The organism is Mitsuaria sp. BK041 (genome assembly GCF_014193085.1).
In the GTDB taxonomy this organism is placed as follows: domain Bacteria; phylum Pseudomonadota; class Gammaproteobacteria; order Burkholderiales; family Burkholderiaceae_C; genus Roseateles.
Map to the genome: position 1 here is coordinate 1262622 of NZ_JACHYT010000001.1, position 13573 is coordinate 1276194.

Consider the following 13573-nt stretch of genomic DNA (forward strand, 5'->3'; position numbering starts at 1 on the left):
GGCGGTCGGCGCGCGCGGGCGCGGCGCCGCGGGACTCGGCGTCAGAGCACGGGGAAGGCGTTGACGCGGTTGAGCCAGCCCTTGAGGAACTTGCGCAGGTCGGGCTGCCGAGCGGCCAGGCGCTCGTAGTAGGCGATGCGGCGCGCGCGCAGGGCGCGGTAGGCGTCGGTGGGGTCGATGCGCTGCAGCGCCTGCGCGGTCTGCGGGCCCCAGGCGCCATCGGGCTTGATGGCGGCGCCGCGCTCGACCAGCAGCGCCTGCAGCTCGCGGATCGCATGGCCGCCGGCGTTGACGTGGAAGTCCACCAGCATCTCCGCCAGCGGCTGCAGCGCGATGGTGTCGGCGTCGACGGCGTCCCAGTACTTGAGCTTGTAGAGGCGGCCCGCGTCCGCCTGGCTCAGCCGCTTGAGCGCCTCCAGGCTGGTGTCGGTGAAGCCCACCGACGGCCCCAGGCCCTGGAAGGTCTTGAGCGTGATGCCCATGTTGGTCGGACCGCCCGGGTCCTGGGGGTCGTTGACGAAGCCGCCTTCGAAGCGGAGCAGGGTCGGCAGGTACTGGCTGAAATCGGCCATGTCGTGGCACCTCAGGGTTGGGATCGACGAAGGTCCGGACCGGGGCGGCCGGCAGCGCCGGAAGACCCGGCGGCATTGCCGTCATCGTTGGCAGGTGCGCGCGACAGGGGCAGCGGCGGGGTGCCGCGAGCGCGTGGTGGGAATGGCCGAGAAGGCCTCGGCAACTGGGAGGGCGCGTGTGGGAGGGGCGCCGATTTCGCGCGTGGGCCGCGGCGCGGGCAAGCGCCCGGGCGTCAGTTCAGGCCGCGGCGCAGTGCAGGGCGCCGGCCGCGGTCCCATCACGGGTGGCGGCCGGTCGCATTCGGGGAACCTACTCGATGTTCTGCACCTGCTCCCGCAGCTGCTCGATCGCCACCTTCATTTCCACCGAGATGTTGGTCAGCTCGATCGCCACTGCCTTCGATCCCAGCGTGTTGGCCTCGCGGTGCAGCTCCTGCATCAGGAAGTCCAGCCGCTTGCCGATCTCGCCGCCCTTCTTCAGCAGGCGCTCGACCTCGTCCAGGTGAGCGCGCAGCCGCGTCAGCTCCTCGGCGACGTCGATGCGCAGCGCATACGCGGCCGCCTCGTTGATCGCGCGTTCCTGCAGGGTCTGCTCAGAGATCGTCTGCGCCGCGCCCGTGGCGCTCAGCGCCTCCTGCCAGCGCTCGAGGAAGCGCTCGCGCTGACGCTGCACGGCGGCGGGGATCAGCGGCTCGGCCTGTGTGGCGAGGTCCCGCAAAGTGGCGACGCGCTGCTTCAGCATCGTCACGAGCTTGGCGCCTTCGCGCTCGCGCGCCTCGAGGAAGCCCTTGATGCACTGGCGCGCGGCGTCGAGCACCTTCTCGTCGTTCGCGGAGGCGCCGGTCGTGCCGGTCTTGCACCAGTTCAAGGCCTCCTGGACGCTCAATCCCTGCGCCTTCGGCAGCCAGGTCTGCACCTGCGATTCGAGTCGCGCGAGCCGGTTCAACTGCTCCGGCTGCGGGTTCGGCCAGGAACTGTCGGCATCGCGCTGCGTGTTGATGCGCAGCTCGATCTTGCCGCGCTTGACGCTGCCCGAGACCAGTTCGCGCAGCGCGGGCTCGAGCGAGCGCAGCTCGTCGGGCATGCGGAAGCTGAGGTCCAGGAAGCGGCCGTTCACCGAGCGCGCCTCCACCGTGACCGCCGGCGTGGCGGCGGGGCTAGGGGTTTCGCCGGAGTTCGCGGGTTGTGCCGTGGCGCTGGCATAACCGGTCATGCTGTAAACTGGCATCAGCTATCGGTAGAACAATCGAAACCGCGATTATGTCAAAGCCGAAACCGGCGCCCTTGCCCGCAGGCACGGTGGTGGGGGGCTATCAGATCATCAAAAAGCTGGCTGCGGGTGGATTCGGCGTCGTGTATTTGGCCGAAGACCCCGACCATCATTTGGTGGCGCTGAAGGAATACCTCCCCTCGTCCCTTGCAGAACGATCCCCCGGCGAACTCACGCCTCGAGTGAAGCCTGAAAAGCAGCCCCTGTACCGCCTGGGGCTGCGGAGCTTTTTCGAGGAAGGCCGTTCCCTCGCGCAAATCTCGCATCCGAGCGTCGTCTCGGTGCTGAATTTCCTGCGCGAGAACGAGACCGTCTATATGGTCATGAATTACCTGCAGGGCGATACCTTGCAGGATTTCATCGTGACCGCGCGCGATTTGAAGCGCGACAAGGTGTTCCGCGAATCGACCATCCGGTCGCTCTTCGACGAAATCCTCAAAGGCCTGCGCATCGTGCACCAGCACAAGATGCTGCACCTGGACATCAAGCCGGCCAATATTTTCATCACCAACGACAACAAGGCGGTGCTGCTCGATTTCGGCGCGGCGCGCGAGGTGCTGTCCAAGGAAGGCAACTTCATCCGCCCGATGTACACGCCGGGCTTCGCCGCGCCGGAGATGTACCGCCGCGACGGCTCGCTGGGCCCGTGGACCGACATCTACGCGATCGGCGCCTGCATCTATGCGTGCATGCAGGGCTACCCGCCCAACGACGCGCCGCAGCGCCTGGAGAAGGACCGCCTGGGCCTGTCGCTCTCGCGCCTGCGCAACGTGTATTCCGACAACCTGCTCGAAGTGACCGAGTGGTGCATGTCGCTGGACCCGCTGACCCGTCCGCAGAGCGTCTTCGCGCTGCAGAAGGAACTGTCGCGCGAGACCGAGCGCCGCTACACCAAGCTCAGCTTCAGCGAGCGCCTCAAGCTGCAGCTGGAGAACCTGAAGACCGGGGCGAAGGCGTGAAGTTCTCCGTCTACCAGGTGAGCCGCCGTGGCGGCCGGGAGAAGAACGAGGACCGGATGGGGTATTGCTATACCCGCGAGGCCGGCCTCTTCGCACTGGCCGACGGCATGGGCGGTCACCCGGACGGCGAGGTCGCCGCCCACCTCGCGTTGCAGAACGTGGCCGCGCTGTTCCAGCGCGACGCGCAGCCGGTGATCAAGCAGCCCTCGCAGTTCCTCGAGACCGCCGTGCTGCTCGCGCACCAGCAGTTGCTGGCCTACGCCCAGCAGCGCGGCATGAACGACACGCCGCGCACGACCATCGTCGTCGGGCTGATGCAGCAGGGCCAGATCTGGTGGGCCCACTGCGGCGACTCGCGCATGTACCTGCTGCGCGATGCCGAGCTGATCGCCCGCACCCGGGACCATTCCTACAGCGAGCTGCAGGAGGCGCTGGGCCGCCACGCGGCCGGTGCGGAGCGCTTCAACCGCCACGTGCTGTTCACCTGCCTGGGCAGTCCCGGCAAGCCGATGATCGACGTCAACGGCCCGGTGCTGCTGCAGAACGGCGACCGCATGCTGCTGTGCTCGGACGGGCTGTGGAGCTCGGTGAGCGACGTGGACATCCTGCGCCACCTGTCGGACAGCCGCTCGGTCGGCGACGCGGTGCCGGAGCTGGTCGAGCAGGCGCTGCGCCAGGCCGGCGCGCGCAGCGACAACGTCACCGCCCTGGCGGTGGAATGGGAAGGCGAGGGCGATGCCCCGGACTCCATCTCCACCCAGGACCTCGACGACCAGGGCTTCGCCTCCACGATCCAGGGCGCGACCCAGGACGTGCAGCTCGACGAAGCCGAGATCGATTCCGCCGTGCGCGAGATCCAGGACGCGATCCGCAAGGCCGGCAAGAAGCCCCACTGAAGGAATTCCCCATGAGCAGCACTGCCAGCCGCCCGAATGGGCGCGCGGCCGACGCCCTGCGTCCGGTCCGCATCACCCGCCACTACACCCGCCACGCCGAGGGCGCCGTGCTGATCGAGTTCGGCGACACCAAGGTGCTGTGCACCGCCTCGGTCGAGGAGAAGGTGCCGCCGCACAAGCGGGGCAGCGGCGAGGGCTGGGTCACCGCCGAGTACGGCATGCTGCCGCGCGCCACGCACACCCGCAGCGACCGCGAGGCCGCCCGCGGCAAGCAGTCCGGCCGCACGCAGGAGATCCAGCGCCTGATCGGCCGCGCGCTGCGCGCGGTGTTCGACCTGTCCAAGCTGGGCGAGCGCACGATCCAGATCGACTGCGACGTGATCCAGGCCGACGGCGGCACCCGCACCGCGGCCATCACCGGCGCCTACGTGGCCGCGCATGACGCGGTGACCTGGCTGCTGGCGCAGGGCAAGATCGCCGCCTCGCCGCTCAAGGACGCGGTGGCCGCCATCTCCGTGGGCATCCACGAGGGCCGGGCGCTGCTGGACCTCGAGTACGTCGAGGACTCCGCCTGCGACACCGACATGAATGTGGTCATGACCGGCGCGGGACACTTCGTCGAGCTGCAGGGCACCGCCGAGGGCGTGGCCTTCACCCGCGCCGAGGTCGACGTGCTGCTGAACCTGGCCGAGAAGGGCATCCGCGAGCTGCTCGTCGCGCAGCGCGAGGCCCTCGGCCTGAAGTAAATCCCGTTCCCGATTGGAGCAAGCGATGAAGTTGGTCCTGGCCTCCAACAACGCGAAGAAGCTGAAGGAACTGCAGGCGCTGTTCGAGCCGCTGGGCATCGAGCTCGTCACGCAGGGCAGCCTCGGCATCCCGGAGGCGGAAGAGCCCTTCCACACCTTCGTCGAGAACGCGCTGACCAAGGCGCGCCACGCCGCCCAGGCCAGCGGCCTGCCGGCGCTGGCCGACGACTCGGGGCTGGCGGTCGAGGCGCTGGGCGGCATGCCCGGCGTGCTGTCGGCGCGTTATGCGACGCTGTTCGGTCGCGAGAAGAGCGACGCCGAGAACAACCGCGTGCTGCTCGAGAAGCTCGATGGCATCGAGGATCGGCGCGCCCGCTTCGTCTGCGCGCTGGTGGCGGTGCGCTCGGCCGATGATCCCGAGCCGCTGATCGCGCTCGGCCGCTGGCAGGGCGAGATCCTGCGCGCCGAGCAAGGCGAGGGCGGCTTCGGCTACGACCCGCTGCTGTTCATTCCCGAGCTCGGCCAGAGCGTCGCGGCGCTCGGCGCGGAACTCAAGAACCGGCTGAGCCATCGCGCGCTCGCGTCGCAGGACCTGCTGCGCCAGATGCGCGAGAGCTGGCACCTGGGCTGATCCCGTGGCCGACATCATCCGCATGATGCGGCCCGGCACGCTGACGCTGTCGGCGCTGCCGCCGCTGTCGCTGTACGTGCACCTGCCGTGGTGCATCCGCAAGTGCCCGTACTGCGACTTCAACTCGCACGAATACCGCGACGGGCGTGAGCTCGACGTCGACACCGCGCGCGCCTACCTGGCCGCGCTGCGGGCCGACCTGGAAGCCGCGCTGCCGCTGGTCTGGGGCCGGCCGGTGGTGTCGGTCTTCATCGGCGGCGGCACGCCCAGCCTCTTCGCGCCGGAGCAGATCGCCGAGCTGATCTCCGACCTGCGCGCCCGGCTGCCGCTGGAGCCGGGCTGCGAGATCACGATGGAGGCCAATCCCGGCACCTTCGAGACGGACCGCTTCGCCGGTTTCGCGCAGGCGGGCGTGACGCGGCTGTCCATCGGCGTGCAGAGCTTCGATGACCGCAAGCTGCAGGCGCTGGGCCGCATCCACAGCGGCACGCAGGCGCGCGCCGCGATCGCCGAGGCCGCGCGGTCCTTCGGGACCTTCAACATCGACCTGATGTACGCGCTCCCGGAGCAGACGCTGGCCGAGCTTGACGAGGACCTGGGCACCGCGCTGGCCTTCGATCCGCCGCACTTGTCCGTCTACCACCTGACGATCGAGCCGAACACGCGTTTCGCGAATGCGCCGCCCGAGCATCTGCCCGATCCGGACCTGGCCAGCGACATGCTGGACCTCATCACCGCGCGCACCGGCGCCAAGGGCATGCAGCGCTACGAGGTCTCCGCCTACGCGCGGGACGGTCACCGCTGCACGCACAACACCAACTACTGGCAGTTCGGCGACTACCTCGGCATCGGTGCCGGCGCCCATACCAAGCTGAGCTTCGCGCACCGCCTCCTGCGCCAGGTGCGCTGGCGCGATCCGGCAACCTTCATGCAGAAGGCGTCCGAAGGCCAGGCCGTGTCCAACGAGCACGAGGTCGCGCGCTCGGAACTGCCCTTCGAATTCATGCTCAACGCGCTGCGCCTGCGCGAGGGCGTGACGATGCAGAGCTTCCTCGAGCGCACCGGGCTGCCGCCGTCCGCGATCGCCCAGGCGATGGCACAGGGTCGCGCGAAAGGCCTGCTGGATCCCGATCCGGCGGTGATCCGCGCCACCCCGCGCGGCTTCGACTTCCTCAGCGATCTGCAGGCGCTGTTCCTGGCATCGTGATCGCGTCGCCGCGCGGCGGCGCGGCCGCGGTCATCCGGCCGGTCGACAGGCAGGTCGTGGCGCCGTCTAGCGCCGCGCGCGACTGCGCCGTCTCCTCGTGCAGCCACGCGACGAAGGCCCGCACCGCGGGCTCCTCGCGCGACTTCGGCGTGTAGACGATGTGGTAGCGCTGCGGCTCCTTGAGCATCGCCTGCCGTGGCGCGACGCGCACCAGCCGGCCGTCGAGCAGTGCGTCCGCCGCCAGCAGCTCACGCGTCAGGCCCACGCCCATGCCCTGTTCGGCGGCCTGCAGCAGGATGCCGAAGTCATTGAAGATCGCCACCGGCAGCACCTGGCGCCGCAGCCCGGCCTGCGCGAACCAGTCCTCCCACTGCGACGCGTCGCCCAGCAGCGGCGCCTGCGCGAGCGCCTCCAGCGGCTGCCCGATCAGCTGATGCGCCAGCGCCGGTGACGCGACCGGCAGCATCGACAAGTCGAACAGCGGCTCGCTGTCGAGTCCCGGCCACGGGCCGAGGCCCTGTCGCAGCGCGAGGTCGAATTTCTCCCGCTCCAGGTCGACGAGCCGCGCGGTCGCTTCGATCTCGATCGTGACCTCCGGGTGGCGCGCGTGCCAGCGGCCCAGCCGCGGCAACAACCAGCGCTGCGCGAAGGAGGGCAGCACCGTCACGCGCAGGCTGCGCTGCTCGATGCCATGCGCCGCGGTGGCCGCGCGCAGGCCCTGGTCCAGCTCCTGGTAGGCGCGCTCGACGCCGCGCAGCAGCGCCGCGCCCGCAGCGTTCAGCACCACGCGCCGGCCCTGCCGGTCGAAGACATCGAAGCCCAACTGCGTCTCCAGCGCGCGGATCTGCTGGCTCACCGCGCTGTGCGTCAAGTTGAGCTCCTCTGAGGCCGCGCGCAGGTTCTGGTGCAGCGCGGCGGCCCGGAAGGCGGCGAGGTACTGGAGCGGCAGGCGAGGGAGTCGCATCGGAAGGGTCCTTGGTCAGGCGGTGGGCGGGGCGACTGTAGCGACTTCCTGGAAAGTCTGGCTGCACAAGGAGGCAAGGATATAGCGTTTGGAGCGCGTTGGTTGGGCACCTAGGATTACCAGCATTCACCCCCGACCAACCCCGATGAACGAAGGAACGACCATGAACGAGCCCGACATCACGCCCCGTTTCCCGACCGCCTTTGCCGCTCGCTCGCCGGCCTGTTCACCCACTGCCGCGCCGGTCCGCGCCGCGCATCAGGCCGTCGCCCGAGCCGCCTCGTCCTGCGCGGCCGCCCTGGCCGCCAGCGGCCGACCGGCCCGACTCACGCCGGAACTGCCGTGCTACGCCTATTCCCCCTGGACGCGCTTCCCGGTGATCGGTCCGGCGCTGACGGTGCTGATCGCGATCGTCTCGGCGCTGGCGCTGGTCTCGAACGCCAACGCCTTCAACGACGTCAATGCCGAATTGCAGATCACCGCGCGCGAGCAGCGGCTGGCCAAGCAGGAGGCGCAGCAGCAGGCCCGCGCGCAGGCCGAGCGCCGGGCCTTGCTGGTCGCGGCGGGCAATGACCGCGCGACGGCGGTGACGGGGACCGCCCGGGCGCTGCCCGTCGCGGACCGGACGGACGACGCGAAGCCCGGACGCGGCCGGTGAGGCCGGGCGCAGCGGGATTGACCTCCGCCGGCCTGCCGTGAGCGGCAAAGGCAATGCAAACGGGCGCCTCGTCGGCGCCCGTTTGCTGTGGAGCGGGGCCGTCGCTGCCCGCATCCGTCAAAGCGTCAAACTCGTCAAACCCGGTTCAGCGACATGCCCGCGGTGCTGCGCAGCCGCTCGATCAGCCGGGTGGCGATCTGGTGCAGCGGCAGCACCTCGTCGGCGGCGCCGGCGTTGATCGCCTCGCGCGGCATGCCGAAGACGACGCAGGTCGCCTCATCCTGGACGAAGTTGTAGGAGCCGGCGTCCTTCATCGTCTTCATCGCCTTGGCGCCATCGGCGCCCATGCCGGTGAGCATGATGCCCAGCGCGTTCTGGCCGACCACGCGCGCCGCCGAGTTGAACAGCACCTCCACCGACGGCTTGTGCCGGTTGACCGGATCGCCGTCCTGCACGCGCGCGATGTAGTTGGCGCCCGAGCGCTCCACGCTGAAGTGCATGCCCCCCGGCGCGATGTAGCCGTGGCCCGGCAGGATGCGCTCGCCGTCCTGCGCTTCCTTGACGCGGATCTTGCACAGCCCGTCCAGCCGCGCCGCGTAGCTGCGGGTGAAGCCCGGCGGCATGTGCTGCGTGATGCAGACCGCGGGGCAGTCCGCCGGCAGGTTGATCAGCACGTCCTTGGTCGCCTCCGTGCCGCCGGTGGAGGCGCCGATGAAGATGATCTTCTCGGTCGACAGCCGGCCCAGGTTGGCGATCGGCGAGGCCGGCTTGAGCGGCGGCGTCGCGCCACCCGCGGCGGCGGGGGCGCCCGGCGCCGCGGCCGGCGCGGGCGCGTTCAGGCGGCGGATGTGCGCCTTGGCGGCGATGCGGATCTTGTCGGTGATGTCCTGCGCCAGCGCGCGGATGCCGTCGGCCACGCCGATCTTGGGCTTGGCCACGAAGTCCACCGCGCCCAGCTCCAGCGCCTTGAGCGTGACCTCGGCACCGCGCTCGGTCAGCGTGGACACCATCACGACCGGCATCGGCCGCAGCCGCATCAGCCGCTGCAGGAAGTCCAGGCCGTCCATCTTCGGCATCTCGACGTCCAGCGTGATCACGTCCGGGTTGAGGTTGCGGATCATCTCGCGCGCCGCGAGCGGATCGCTGGCCGCGCCGATGCACTGCATGTCGGGCTGGCGGTTGATGATCTCGGTCAGGATGCTGCGCACCAGCGCGGAATCGTCCACGACAACGACGGTGGTCTTGGCCATTGCTGCTTACTCCTCGGTACTTCCGGCCGCTGCCGTCTCAGAACAGATCGATCGAGCCGCCGGTGCTCGCCACCGGCTGGGCCCGCTGCGCGGCGGCCTTGTCCTGCTGCACCAGCGCGTCGGTGTTGGTCGGCGCCAGGCGCTTGACCATCGCCTTGCCGCTCTTCGGAAGGAAACAGACCTTGCGCGGGTACACGTCCATCACGTCCTTGGACACGATGGGGATGCGCTCCAGCTTCAGGAAGTCGATGACGAAGTTGGTGTTGCGCTCGCCGACGTTGATCGTGTTCATGCCCGAGATCACCGCGCCGCCACCGAAGATCTTGGCCTCCATGCGGCTCTTGGCGGCGCCGCGCTTCATCATCTCGTTGATCAGCAGTTCCATCGCGAAGGAGCCGTAGCGGCCCGAGTCGCCATGCCCCTCGGGCAGCATGAAGTGGTTCATGCCGCCGATCTGCGCGTGGCGGTCCCACAGGCAGGCGGCGATGCACGACCCCAGCGTCGTCATCACCAGCAGGTCGTCGTTGTCGACGAAGTACTCGCCGGGCAGGACCTTGACCGCGGCGTTCTTGAAGTGCGCGTCGTAGAAGAAGAACGAGGCCTCGCCATTCTTGCGGGACACCGTCTTGAGCTGAGCCACGCGCGCCGCGCCGGCGCTGGCCAGCGCCGCGCTTTGCTGCATCGCGGAGGAGGCGGAAGGCAGGGTCATGGGGGTGTTCCGTTAAACGCGTTCGTAGATCGTCTTGCCGCGCAGGCGGAAGAGATCGCGGGAATCGGTGAAGTTCTCGGAATGCCCGACGAACAGCAGCCCGCCCGGACGCATCACCTTGTGGATGCGCTCCAGCACCTTGCGCTGCGTCGGCGCATCGAAATAGATCATGACGTTGCGGCAGAACACGACGTGGAAGGGATCGCCCAGCGACCACGAGGTGTGCATGAGGTTCAGCGTCCTGAACTCGATCATCTTGGCCAGCTCGGGCTTGACGCGGATGCGGCCCTCGTTGGCGCCGGTGCCGCGCAGGAAGAACTGCTTGAGCCGCTGCGGCGAGAGCCCGCGCGATTCGGCCGCGTAGACGCCGCGACGCGCGGTGTTGAGCACGTTGGTGTCGATGTCGCTGGAGATGATCTGCACGCCGGAGCTCGGGCCCAGCGACTCCTGGCAGGTCATCGCGATGGAGTAGGGCTCCTCGCCGGTGGAGGCCGCGCAGCACCAGATGCGGATCGGCTTGCCGGTCAGCGCCTTGAGGTCGTCGTTGAGCGAGACGAAGTGGTGGTCCTCGCGGAAGAACGACGTCAGGTTGGTGGTCAGGCAGTTCACGAACTCCTGCCACTCCTGGTCGCCTTGCGGGCCGCTGACGCCCTCCAGCCATTGGAGGTAGTCGGCGAAGCTGCGATGGCCGGTGTCGCGCAGCCGGCGCGACAGCCGGCTGTAGACCATCGCATGCTTGCCGTCGTGCAGCGAGATGCCGGCGTGCTGGTAGATCAGCTGACGCACGCGTTCGAAGTCGGCGCGGCTGAAGCTGAACTCGTGATCGATCGCCTCGACCGGGGACGGGGCCGCGAACGAGACCGGTTGACCTGGGCGCATGAGGCTGTTTGGACTTCTTCGAAGGTGAGATGCCGTAGCACCGGATGGCCGCCATTGTCGGCAATCGTTAGTTTGATTGTGTTTGGTCTCTTTGATCTGTGAAAGAGGTGGGGGGAACCCCTCATTTCTGCACGCTCATTAGAGGGGGAAGCCGCTAGACTGCGCCGGAAATTGCCCCTTCCCACCTTGGACGCACCGCACAGTCTCATTGCCGCGCACCAGCTGCGCCTGGATCTGGCCCTGCAGCTGCTGCAGCAGGCCGGCGCGATGCTGCCCGACGCCGAGCCCTATTCGGAGCCGTGGCTGCAAGGCATCGTCGACGCGCTGTGCGACCTCTCGAGCAAGGACGCGCTGACCGGCCTGGTCAACCGCCGCAGCTTCGAGATGGCGCTGGGGCGCGAGGTCGATCGGGTGGCGCGTTCCGGCGAACCGGCGCTGCTGCTGATGCTGGACATCGACCACTTCAAGGCGGTCAACGACCAGCACGGCCACGCGGCCGGCGACCTGGTGATCCGCGCGGTCGCGCAGTCGATCGCGCAGACGGTGCGTCCGATGGACACGGTGGCGCGGATCGGCGGCGAGGAGTTCGCCATCATCCTGCCCAACTGCCCGACCTCGTTCGGTGTGGTCGTGGCCGAGCGCATCCGGCAACGGGTGCAGGCGCTGGCCATCAGCCTGGGCGGCGGCCAGCCGCCGCTGACCTGCACGATCAGCATCGGCGGGGCGTTCGCGCCGCAGTGGGTGCGTTCGTCGACGCTGATCTGGACGGAGCGGGCCGACCGCCAGCTCTACCGCGCCAAGGCCGAGGGCCGCAATCGCGCCTGCCTGGAGAGCCACGTGGACTCGCTGGTGAGCGCCGAGGAAAAGGGCATGTTGTTCGCCGTAACGCAACAGGATAGTGAATGAGCATGACAACAGCTCCTGCTGCACCCCAGGCCCGCGGAGGCGCTCGCACCTTGGCCGTCACGAGCGGCAAGGGCGGCGTGGGCAAGACCTTCGTCACCGCCAACCTGGCGGCGGCCCTGGCCGCGCGCGGCGAGCGCGTGCTGGTGCTGGACGCCGACCTCGGCCTGGCCAATCTCGATGTGGTGCTGAACCTGCATCCCAAGCTCACGCTGCACGACGTCTTCACCGAGCGCTGCACCCTGGATCAGGCCATCCTGCCGGCGCCCGGTGGCTTCCATGTGCTGCTGGCGGGCTCGGGCATGGTGGAGTATTCGCGGCTCACGCCCGACGTGCGGGACAAGCTGCTGCACATCCTCGAGGTGGTGCGGCCGCGCTTCGACTACGTGCTGCTGGACACCGGCGCGGGCATCTCCGACGTGGTGCTGTTCGCCGTCTCGATGGCGCATGACGTGCTGGTCGTCGCGACGCCGGAGCCGACCTCGCTCACGGACGCGTACGCCACCATCAAGGTGCTGGCGACGCAGCAGGAGCGCCGCCAGGTGCGGCTCATCTTGAACCAGGCCAACCGGCCGGGCGAGGGCAAGCTGATCTGCGGCCAGCTGCAGCAGGTGCTGCAGCGCTTCGTCGGCCCGACGCCGGGCCAGACCTTCAAGCTGGAACTGCTCGGCGAGGTCAAGAACGATCCGATGGTCCGGCAGGCGGTGCTCAAGCGCCAGCTGCTGCTGGAGCATTACCCCGGCTGCGACGCGGCGCAGGGCATCCGCGGGCTGGCCGCGAAGTTGCTGGAACAATCGGCCGGACATCCCTGAACCCTTCCCGCTTCCAGCGCCCCATTTCAGCGCCCATTTCAGCGCTTCTTTCAGCGCTCCCTCCCCGATGTCCGATTCCCCCGAGACCGGTGCCGCCGACGGCTCCGCAGTCCCCCCGACGGCTGCGCCCGCCACCCCCTTCGAGGGGGTCGGCGGCGAGGATGCCGTGCGGCGATTGGTCGACCGCTTCTACGATCTGATGGACCTGGAGCCGCGCTTCGCGCAGCTGCGCGCGATCCATCCGACGACGCTGGACGGCTCGCGCGACAAGCTGTTCTGGTTCCTGTGCGGCTGGCTCGGTGGTCCGGACCACTTCGTCGAACGCTTCGGGCATCCGCGGCTGCGCGCGCGCCACATGCCGTATCGCATCGGCATCGCCGAGCGCGACCAGTGGATGGCCGCCATGACGCAGGCGATGGCCGAGTGCGAACTCGACGTCGAGCTGCAGCGGCGGCTGGCCGCCTCCTTCTCCCACACGGCGGACTGGATGCGCAACGTCTGAGGCCGCGCCGGTCGGCGCCGCGTGGCGCTGATGACGGTCTGGTTCGCTTGCCGGCGGGCCGAAATGATGTAAACGGCGCGACCAGCGTGCATATCTGACACCGACGCCGGCCGCGACGGGCTGGCGGTGAACACGGCGCGGGCGGCTTCGTCTACTGTCGCGTCCATCATGTCCACGCTGTTCCACGACGATGAGGTCGGCATCGAAGCCAATCCCGACCTGATGCATGTCCGGATCGACGACGGCCGCCTGTGGCTGTCCGAAGACGCCCGGGAAGACATCGAGGTCTGCGCCGGCTTCTGCCCGGACACGGACAGCCCGATGCAGATGCTCAACTTCCTGCGAGCCGCCTGCGTCCGCCTGCAGCACGTCGACATGGACGGCGAGGACGCCGAGCACGCCTTCATGTCCTTCTGCGTGCTCAAGGGCCTGGAGCACGCGATCGAGACCCACTGGCAGGGCGCCGACTCGGTCGGCGAGTTCCGTCCCGAGCGCCTGCTGATGGCCTTCACCACGCCGGTCTCGCCTTACAGCAGCTTGATGCTGCACTGACCGCGGCGGCGCTCCGCCGCCCGGAATCCCCCACAGGAACGAAGCGCCGGCCGCGGCGCCGAC

The 13573-nt window shown here is 69.0% G+C and carries 16 protein-coding genes; 10 read left to right on the top strand and 6 right to left on the bottom strand.

All coding sequences use genetic code 11. The features are described 5' to 3' along the window. Positions 1–41: 41 nt before the first annotated feature. Positions 42–572, bottom strand: coding sequence for a glycoside hydrolase family 108 protein (locus FHT38_RS05470; protein WP_183490520.1), 531 nt, complete (start codon positions 570–572; stop codon positions 42–44). A gap of 310 nt (positions 573–882) precedes the next feature. After that, on the bottom strand, positions 883–1800 hold the full coding sequence (locus FHT38_RS05475) for a YicC/YloC family endoribonuclease (RefSeq protein ID WP_183490523.1): 918 nt from the start codon (positions 1798–1800) through the stop codon (positions 883–885). A gap of 32 nt (positions 1801–1832) precedes the next feature. On the opposite strand from FHT38_RS05475, the gene FHT38_RS05480 reads away from it, so the two are divergent. From FHT38_RS05480 to hemW, 5 genes are read left to right on the top strand one after another with little or no spacing between them, the layout of a single operon-like run. Continuing rightward, entirely contained in the window at positions 1833–2801 is a 969-nt protein-coding gene (locus tag FHT38_RS05480; protein WP_058936168.1) for a serine/threonine-protein kinase, read from the top strand. Beyond that, a complete protein-coding gene (locus tag FHT38_RS05485; protein ID WP_091723249.1) occupies positions 2798–3697 on the top strand; it encodes a PP2C family serine/threonine-protein phosphatase in 900 nt (299 codons plus the stop codon). The genes FHT38_RS05480 and FHT38_RS05485 overlap by 4 nt, the downstream gene beginning before the upstream one ends. A gap of 11 nt (positions 3698–3708) precedes the next feature. Next, positions 3709–4443: a ribonuclease PH gene (gene rph / locus FHT38_RS05490; protein WP_183490526.1), complete on the top strand. Its 735-nt coding sequence runs from the start codon at positions 3709–3711 to the stop codon at positions 4441–4443. Positions 4444–4468: 25 nt separating this feature from the next. Next, positions 4469–5074, top strand: a complete 606-nt coding sequence (gene rdgB, locus FHT38_RS05495) for an RdgB/HAM1 family non-canonical purine NTP pyrophosphatase (protein WP_183490529.1) — start codon at positions 4469–4471, stop codon at positions 5072–5074. Between the two features lie 22 nt (positions 5075–5096). Next, the gene (hemW, locus tag FHT38_RS05500; RefSeq protein ID WP_183492396.1) at positions 5097–6281 is read left to right on the top strand and encodes a radical SAM family heme chaperone HemW; all 1185 of its coding nucleotides are present in this window, start codon (positions 5097–5099) and stop codon (positions 6279–6281) included. On the opposite strand, the gene FHT38_RS05505 is transcribed toward hemW, so the two are convergent. After that, positions 6247–7245 (bottom strand): LysR substrate-binding domain-containing protein, encoded by a 999-nt coding sequence (locus FHT38_RS05505; protein ID WP_091723257.1) that lies wholly within the window; start codon positions 7243–7245, stop codon positions 6247–6249. The two genes, hemW and FHT38_RS05505, sit on opposite strands and share 35 nt — an antisense overlap. A 163-nt stretch (positions 7246–7408) precedes the next feature. Between FHT38_RS05505 and FHT38_RS05510 the strand changes: the two genes are divergently transcribed. Next, positions 7409–7903, top strand: coding sequence for a hypothetical protein (locus FHT38_RS05510; protein WP_183490532.1), 495 nt, complete (start codon positions 7409–7411; stop codon positions 7901–7903). A 134-nt stretch (positions 7904–8037) separates the two neighbouring features. Here FHT38_RS05510 and FHT38_RS05515 read toward each other — a convergent pair whose 3' ends face one another. From FHT38_RS05515 to FHT38_RS05525, 3 genes are read right to left on the bottom strand one after another with little or no spacing between them, the layout of a single operon-like run. Beyond that, on the bottom strand, positions 8038–9153 hold the full coding sequence (locus FHT38_RS05515; RefSeq protein ID WP_091723262.1) for a chemotaxis response regulator protein-glutamate methylesterase: 1116 nt from the start codon (positions 9151–9153) through the stop codon (positions 8038–8040). Positions 9154–9190: 37 nt separating this feature from the next. Continuing rightward, positions 9191–9862: a chemoreceptor glutamine deamidase CheD gene (gene cheD, locus FHT38_RS05520; RefSeq protein ID WP_091723265.1), complete on the bottom strand. Its 672-nt coding sequence runs from the start codon at positions 9860–9862 to the stop codon at positions 9191–9193. Positions 9863–9874: 12 nt separating this feature from the next. After that, the gene (locus FHT38_RS05525; RefSeq protein ID WP_091723268.1) at positions 9875–10741 is read right to left on the bottom strand and encodes a CheR family methyltransferase; all 867 of its coding nucleotides are present in this window, start codon (positions 10739–10741) and stop codon (positions 9875–9877) included. A gap of 186 nt (positions 10742–10927) precedes the next feature. Here FHT38_RS05525 and FHT38_RS05530 point away from each other — a divergent pair, with 186 nt between their 5' ends. From FHT38_RS05530 to FHT38_RS05545, 4 genes are all read left to right on the top strand, one after another. After that, positions 10928–11647 (top strand): GGDEF domain-containing protein, encoded by a 720-nt coding sequence (locus tag FHT38_RS05530; protein WP_404932442.1) that lies wholly within the window; start codon positions 10928–10930, stop codon positions 11645–11647. A gap of 2 nt (positions 11648–11649) precedes the next feature. Further along, positions 11650–12456, top strand: a complete 807-nt coding sequence (locus tag FHT38_RS05535) for a MinD/ParA family protein (RefSeq protein ID WP_183492397.1) — start codon at positions 11650–11652, stop codon at positions 12454–12456. 67 nt (positions 12457–12523) lie between these two features. Beyond that, a complete protein-coding gene (locus FHT38_RS05540) occupies positions 12524–12958 on the top strand; it encodes a group II truncated hemoglobin (RefSeq protein WP_183490535.1) in 435 nt (144 codons plus the stop codon). Between the two features lie 168 nt (positions 12959–13126). Further along, positions 13127–13510 (top strand): hypothetical protein, encoded by a 384-nt coding sequence (locus FHT38_RS05545; protein WP_091723272.1) that lies wholly within the window; start codon positions 13127–13129, stop codon positions 13508–13510. The last annotated feature ends 63 nt before the right edge of the window (positions 13511–13573 follow it).